Below are 6,294 nucleotides of genomic sequence, written 5' to 3'. Positions count from 1 at the left end.
GGGCGAAGATCCCAGCGACATCCAGCGCCTCTGGATCAAGCTCAGCTGGGCTGCAGCCTCGGTAGGCCGCAGCGGCCTGTCGGCGCAGGGGATTGCGCCCTTTGACGTCGCGCTCTGGGACATGAAGGCCAAGCGGGCCGGGCTGCCCTTGGCCAAGCTGCTGGGCGCACACCGCGATTCAGTGCGCCTGTACAACACGTCGGGTGGGTTCCTGTCTACCGCGTTGCCGCAAGTGCTGGAAAACATCGATGCCTCTTTGGCGCGTGGCCTGGGGGGCATCAAGATCAAGGTCGGTCACCCGGATCGCAACGTCGACCTGCAGCGGGTCGAAGCCGTGCGCAAGAAGCTGGGCGACACCTTTCCGCTCATGGTCGATGCCAATCAGCAATGGGATCGCCCCGCGGCCGCGCGCATGTGCCGCATTCTGGAGCAGTACAACCTGACGTGGATCGAAGAGCCGCTGGATGCGTACGACGCTGATGGCCACGCGGCGTTGGCCGCTGCGTTCGATACCCCCATCGCCACCGGCGAGATGCTGACCAGCTTCCGCGAGCACGCCGACCTGATCGAAAAGCGCGCATCCGATTTCGTCCAGCCCGATGCCCCGCGCGTGGGCGGCATCACCGAGTTCCTGAAGGTCATGCAGCTGGCGGATTATCACGGCCTGAGCATGGCACCGCACTTCGCGATGGAAATCCACCTGCACCTGGCAGCAGCCTACCCGCGTGAGCCGTGGCTGGAGCATTTCGAATGGCTGGAGCCGCTCTTCAACGAGCGCCTGGTCATGAAAGAGGGCCGCATGCTGGTCCCTGACCGCCCGGGTCTGGGTTTCAGCCTCAGCGAACAGGCCCGTGCCTGGACCAAGGAAACCTTCGAGTGCGGCAAGCAGCCGTAGGGTTCTGAGGCCGTATCTGTCACCGTCGCAGAACGACGAAGCCCGTCTTGTAGAACAAGGCGGGCTTTTTTGTCCGGGTGACGGTAGAAGTGGCGGGCTGACTTGTTTGGGCAGCGTGAGAGCCAGGCCCACGAGTCGGGCCCATGTCGGCTGAATGTTTTCAGTGACGCAAGGTTGCGGCCACTACCGACAGCATCATCCTCACTGTCAGTGTGCTTCCCGGCGCAAGAACCTGAATCCCCGTTCCTGCCATCCCCTGTGCCGCCAGGTTGAAAGCATCGCATACATGGGTGGCGGGTTCCACGCACAGGTAACGCCCGGCGTTGCAATGCAAGATCGCGTGCGTGAGCGGCCCTTGGCAGCGCAAGATGAGTGCCGTGCCGTCTGCCCAGCCTATGTGCGCGCGCCCATCCCAGTCGCATAAGAAGTCGGTCCATGTCACGTCTTCCTGCCGGGTCCACTGCGCGTCGGTATTGCGTTCGGCGTAAAGTGCCAGCTCTTGTTCGTGCACCCAGCGGGTCTTGGCCGTCAGTTGCGCACGGTGGGCTGTGAAATAGGGGTGTATGCCCAGCCCTGCCGGCATGGCCGTGGTGTCGTGGTTCTCCAGGGTCAGAGCGACGCTCAGGCCCGCGTCGGTGAGTTCAATGGTTTGCTGCAGATGCCAGCACCAGGGCCAACCACCCAGGCCTGCCGGATGATCCAGCGATAGCACTGCGTGACTTTCGGTGGCTTCGGTCACATGCCAGGTCATGGTCTGGGCTTGTCCGTGCAGTGCATGCGGCGTACCGGGCAGGGGCTCCAGTTCAATCACTTGGTCCTGCCAGTGCAGCTGCGCATTGCAGACACGGTTGGAAAAGGGCGCGAGCGGAAAAATCCCGCCTTTGGGCCACGCTTGGGCCGGCCATTCCGTTGCCGTGACAGGCACGAGCCAGTCCTTGCGGCCCGTGGCCAGCTGCGTGGACCAGTTCAGGATGCGTCCGCCAGCAGTGGGCGCAACGGTGGCGGTGTGGGCGCCGTGACGCAGCACCAGGCAGTCGCCCGGTGCTGCGCTCAGCGCAGAGGCATAGAGCGAGGCCATGTCAGGATTCGCGCGGCGCTTCCTTCACGCGGCTCACCAGTTGCGTGGGGCTCACGAACTTCAGGGCAATCAACACCCAGATCATGGTAATGGCCATGTACATCATGGCCATGGCGTCGATCGCCTGCGGTGCCCGCACGCCCGTGGAGAACACGGCGTAGTACAGGGCAACTACCAGGGTTTGCGAGTCGGGCCCCGCCGTGAAGAAGGTGAGCTCGAACATGCCGATGGTGCGCACCAGCACCAGCAGACCGGCTGCGAGCATGCCCGGGACCAGCAAGGGCATGAGCACGAAGCGGAAGTACTGAAAGGTGCGGGCGCCAAAGATGCGGGCCGCCGATTCCAGGCTGGGGTCGATCTGTTCAATGAACGGCGTCATGACCAGGATCACGAAGGGCAACGCCGGCACCAGATTGGCCAGAATGACGCCCAGCAGTGTGCCACCTACCCCCGCCTGATAAAAGGCGGTGGCCATGGGAATACCGTAGGTGACCGGCGGCACCAGCATGGGGATCAAAATGAGCAGCAGCACGGCGCGCTTGCCTGGAAACTTGGCGCGGGCTAGCGCGTAGGCGGCTGGAACCCCCAGCAAGATCGCCAGCACCACGACCGAGACTACGACTTCGAGCGTCACGATCATGATGTGGGACAGCTGGAATTCCTGCCAGGCGCGCACATACCAGTGCAGTGTGAAGCCTTCGGGCAGCAGCGTGCCGAACCAACGGGTGGCGATGGAATCCACCGCGACCGTGAGCACCATGAACACGATGTTCAGCAGGAAGAACCCCATCAGAGTCCAGATCGTGGCGCGCCACAACCAGCCCCAGCGCCGGGCGTTGCCAGAATTGTTTTGCAGAACGGCTTGCATGCCTTACCCCTTGCCGCTGGTGGCCGGGCCGGTGTAGAAGGCCTGGCGGAATGAGAAGATGGCGCCGACGATGAGCAGTTGGACGAAGCCCATCACCACCGCAATGGCCGAGGCCATGCCGTAGTCGTACTGCTCGAAGGCGGCCTCGTAGGCGGCGACTGAGATGACCCGTGTGGGTCCTGCCGGTGCGCCCAACAGAATGGCTGACGGAAACACGGCGTAGGTCTGCACGAATGACAGTGCGGCGGCCATGCTCAGGCCGGGCACCAGGAGTGGCAGGTAAATGAGGCGAAACTGCTGCCACGGACCTGCGCCCAGCGTGCCGGCTGCCTTGGCCAACGTGGGGTCTATGCCCGAGATGTACGACAACGTCAGCAGGAAGACGAACGGGAAATCGGAGATGATCAGCGAGATCAGCACGCCCCAGTAATTGTGGGTCAGGCGGATTTCACCAGAATACAGACCCAGCGCGTGAACCAGCTGCGAGAACCAACCCACCGGGCTGTAGAAGGTCAGCATGCCGTCGGCAATCAGCACCGTGCCCAGCGTGATGGGAATCACCAGCAGCGTGGTCACGATCCGCTGCGAGCGGCTGTTGCGCCGCAGGGCAAAGGCCACCGGGACGGCCATGCCCACGTTGATGAGCGTGGCCGGCGCTGCCAGTTTGAGGGTGATCCACAAAGTGGTCCATTCGGTGGCGGTGGAAAAAAAGTGGGCGTAGTTGGCCCAGAAATGCCCGCCATTCATGGGCTTGAAAGAAATCGCCACCCCGTACAAGAACGGGTAGACGAACAGGGCCAGCAGCACCACGACGGCAGGGACGACCAGCCAGCCCCGCCGGTCGCCGGTGGGCATCAACACGGAATGGGCGTCGCTCATAAAGCCTCCGCATAGGCGAGCGTGCGGTCAGCCGGAATGTGCAGGCGCAGCCGGTCACCCGGTTGAAAGTGCCCGCCGAGGCGCACGAACAGGTCGCCGATGTCGCTGCTGACGATGAGCAATGACGTGCGGCCACCGAATTCCATGGTTTTTACCGTGACCTCGATCACGTTTTCGGCCTGGTCTGCAGCCAGCTCGAAGTCGTCGGGGCGCATGGCCACGGCGACGTGAGCGGTGCCCGCCGGAACGGCCATGGAAGTGCCGTGCAACGTGACTTGCTTGCATTGCAGCGTGAGGGCTTCGCCCGCCTGCTGCGTGATGTCGAAGGGCAGCACGTTGCGGTAGCCCATGAAGCGCGCCACGTGCAGATTGCGCGGACGACTGTAGACCTCGCGTGGCGTGCCGACTTGCTGCACACTGCCCGTGCGCATGACCACGATGCGGTCAGCCATGGACAAGGCTTCGTCCTGATCGTGTGTCACATAGATGGTGGCGCGTTCCAGCTGCGTATGGATGCGGCGGATCTCGGCGCGCATTTCCACCCGCAGCTTGGCGTCCAGGTTGGAGAGCGGTTCATCCATGAGGATGACGGGCGGCTCGATCACGATGGCACGGGCAATGGCCACGCGTTGCTGCTGGCCCCCCGAGAGCTGTCCGGGAAGTTTTTTTGCGTGCCCGTCCAGTTGCACCAGTGACAGCGCGGCCGTGACGCGCTTGGCGATTTCGGCCTTGTGCACGCGGCGCATGCGCAGGCCGAAGCCTACGTTGTTTTCCACGCTCATGTGTGGAAACAGCGCGTAATTCTGGAACACCATGCCAAAGCCGCGCCGCTCAGATGGCAGCGTGTCGATGCGGGTGTCGTCCAGCCAGACGCTGCCCGAGGTCAGGTCAGTGAGGCCCGCCAGGCAGTTCAGGGCGGTCGATTTGCCGCAGCCTGAAGGCCCCAGAAGGGCGATGAATTCACCTCGCTGGATGTCGAGGCTCAGGTCGCTCAGGGCAGCGACAGTGGACCCGGAGGCGGTGGGATAGCTGCGGCCGACGGCATCCAGGCGTAGCTGTTTGAAAGATTCGTTCATGTTGCAGTATCCAGAGAATGCGGGCCGTCCGCACCCCGAGGAGCCGGAGGCGGACGGTGTTTCAGGTACGGCTTACTTCTTCAAGGCGCCGATGTCTTGGTCCCATTTCTGGAACGCGGCCACCATGGTCTTGGCGTCCAGAGGCACGGCGCTCGGATGGTCTGCCGTCATGGCGGCATACTCGCGACGACCGTACTTGGCGATGACTTCCTGGCTTTCTTTCGGGGCGGCCGACAGCGGCACGTGAGCGACGGCCGGGCCCGGGTAGAAGTAGCCCGTGTCATAGGTCATGGCTTGTTGCTTGGGCTGCAGCATGAAGTTCATCAGCTTGAAGAGCACTTTTTGCTTTTCGGCCGACACGCCCTTCGGAATCACCATGTAGTGCGCATCCGTCACCCACGTGAAGTTGTCGAAGGCCTGGATCTTGAAGTCTGCCGGGACAATGCCCAGCGCGCGCGGGTTGATGTCCCAGCCGGTGACGGTTGGCGTCATGTCGCGGCTGCCTTGGCCCAGCTCCTTCATGATGGCCGAGGTTCCGCCCGGGTAGTAGGGCACACAGCTGTTGAGTTCCTTCAGGAACTTCCAGGTGTTGTCCCAGCCGTTGATGGGGTCATAGGGATCTTTGTCGTGCAGCAGATAGGGCAGACCCATCAGGAAAGTGCGGCCGGGACCCGAGTTGGCCGGTCGAGCATACAGGAACTTGCCCGGGTTGGCCTGGCACCACTTGAGCAATTCTTCGGGTGTCTTGGGCGGGTTCTTGACCGTTTTGGGGTTGTACTCGAGCAGAGGGCCACCCTGCATGAAGGCCACTTCCAGGCCGTAGCCTTGTGCAAGCTTCTGCATTTTGGCAGCGGCCGGATGGTAGCTGTCCACGTCTTTCTTGAACAGATCGTCGTGGTCGGGCAGGAGTTTGAGCCACAGCCCTTGTTCGATCCCCGCAGCCAGTGCGTCCGTGCCGGTCAGCACCATGTCGATGTCCGAGCGGCCAGCCGCCTGCATGGCCTTGATCTTGCCCGGGATTTGCGGTGCCGGCGCGTTCGTGAAGGTGATGCTGGACACCAGGTCCGGGTTTTGGTCGCGGAAAGATTCCAGCGCCTTTTGGGTAACGGCGAGGTCGCCTGCGACGTCGACGATGTTCAGCGCGACCGGGGCCGCTTGAACTGCCGTGGCGGCGCAGGCCAGGGTCACGGCGCCTGCCAGTGCGGTCAACCGCCCCAGGCGCAGAGACTGTGTGATGCCTTTCATGGAGTGTCTCCTAGTATGTTCGCCGGCGCACGGAAAGAACCGGCAATCAGGAAAGGAGAACCGATCCGGGAGCCCCGTCGGTCCTTCCTTATAAGTCATCATATAAGCGTAGCCCTACCAGCGGCAATCCTTTGGTTGCAAATTCTGCGGCGAAGTCGGGATTTCAGAAGGTGAGGAGAGTGGAAATCTTTGATTAATCTATTGATTAATAAATGTTTAATCATAAAAATCCTGCTGCATTAGTACATTCCCT

Annotated in this window: 5 protein-coding genes and 1 pseudogene; 1 reads left to right on the top strand and 5 read right to left on the bottom strand. The window is 62.4% G+C overall.

Annotated features, from left to right (window positions below; genetic code table 11):
* The coding region (locus tag VF285_RS12975) for an L-talarate/galactarate dehydratase (RefSeq protein WP_346953055.1) at nt 1–895 on the top strand (895 nt) is incomplete at its 5' end.
* Nucleotides 896–1,055: 160 nt separating this feature from the next.
* Here the strand turns inward: VF285_RS12975 and VF285_RS12970 are convergent.
* From VF285_RS12970 to VF285_RS12950, 5 genes and pseudogenes are all read right to left on the bottom strand, one after another.
* Nucleotides 1,056–1,973 carry an aldose epimerase gene (locus VF285_RS12970; protein WP_346953054.1) on the bottom strand — a complete coding sequence of 306 codons (918 nt, stop codon included), beginning with the start codon at nt 1,971–1,973 and terminating at the stop codon, nt 1,056–1,058.
* A 1-nt stretch (nt 1,974) separates the two neighbouring features.
* A pseudogene (locus tag VF285_RS12965) lies at nt 1,975–2,772 on the bottom strand (ABC transporter permease); the annotation flags it as partial.
* A 72-nt stretch (nt 2,773–2,844) separates the two neighbouring features.
* A complete protein-coding gene (locus VF285_RS12960) occupies nt 2,845–3,720 on the bottom strand; it encodes a sugar ABC transporter permease (RefSeq protein ID WP_346953052.1) in 876 nt (291 codons plus the stop codon).
* Nucleotides 3,717–4,796: an ABC transporter ATP-binding protein gene (locus VF285_RS12955; protein ID WP_346953051.1), complete on the bottom strand. Its 1,080-nt coding sequence runs from the start codon at nt 4,794–4,796 to the stop codon at nt 3,717–3,719. The genes VF285_RS12960 and VF285_RS12955 overlap by 4 nt, the downstream gene beginning before the upstream one ends.
* A gap of 72 nt (nt 4,797–4,868) precedes the next feature.
* Nucleotides 4,869–6,041: an ABC transporter substrate-binding protein gene (locus VF285_RS12950; RefSeq protein ID WP_346953050.1), complete on the bottom strand. Its 1,173-nt coding sequence runs from the start codon at nt 6,039–6,041 to the stop codon at nt 4,869–4,871.
* Nucleotides 6,042–6,294: the final 253 nt, after the last annotated feature.

The organism is Castellaniella sp., assembly GCF_036379515.1.
In the GTDB taxonomy this organism is placed as follows: domain Bacteria; phylum Pseudomonadota; class Gammaproteobacteria; order Burkholderiales; family Burkholderiaceae_B; genus Castellaniella.
Note: the sequence above shows the minus strand (reverse complement) of the source record. Positions and strands in the feature narration are given on the sequence as shown.

Bases quoted from the DNA above. Each gene is read 5' to 3' on its own strand.
- VF285_RS12970 (WP_346953054.1), bottom strand. From the start codon at position 1,973: ATGGCCTCGCTCTATGCCTCTGCGCTGAGCGCAGCACCGGGCGACTGC.
- VF285_RS12960 (WP_346953052.1), bottom strand. From the start codon at position 3,720: ATGAGCGACGCCCATTCCGTGTTGATGCCCACCGGCGACCGGCGGGGC.
- VF285_RS12955 (WP_346953051.1), bottom strand. From the start codon at position 4,796: ATGAACGAATCTTTCAAACAGCTACGCCTGGATGCCGTCGGCCGCAGC.
- VF285_RS12950 (WP_346953050.1), bottom strand. From the start codon at position 6,041: ATGAAAGGCATCACACAGTCTCTGCGCCTGGGGCGGTTGACCGCACTG.